Source organism: Weeksella sp. HMSC059D05 (assembly GCF_001809725.1).
GTDB classification, from domain to species: Bacteria; Bacteroidota; Bacteroidia; order Flavobacteriales; family Weeksellaceae; genus Weeksella; species Weeksella virosa.
In genome coordinates this window covers 1-333 of record NZ_KV798532.1, presented here as the reverse complement: position 1 = coordinate 333, position 333 = coordinate 1, and the positions used below count along the sequence as shown (strand labels likewise).

The window sequence follows — 333 nt, the reverse complement described above, 5'->3', positions numbered from 1 at the left end:
TACAAAATTAGCAAAGGTCTATACCAATGAGAAATGGACACAGCAGCCAGCTGGCCTAACCTTCACGCTCGAAGGAGAAAGCGTACTAGGATCGACAGAAATATTCAACAGCTCGTCTGCCCCATTGGCTGCTACGGTAATTACAGATATTTTAGAAGTAAAAACCAACGACTTTTTGTCTCTGACAGTTTTCGACCTGAATGGTAAAAGTATTATGACTTCTGACAAAAAAATTAACCAAGTAGGATTTCTTCCTTCAGGTGCATATTTAAGCGTTATAACCACCAAAAATGGCCGAAGAATTTCGACAAAATTCATAAAAAAATAACCGAT

At 38.1% G+C, this 333-nt stretch carries 1 protein-coding gene; it reads left to right on the top strand.

Annotated elements, in window-relative coordinates; translation table 11 throughout:
* A partial coding sequence (locus HMPREF2660_RS04605) for a T9SS type A sorting domain-containing protein (RefSeq protein ID WP_141743548.1) occupies window positions 1–328 on the top strand: 328 nt, incomplete at its 5' end.
* Window positions 329–333: the final 5 nt, after the last annotated feature.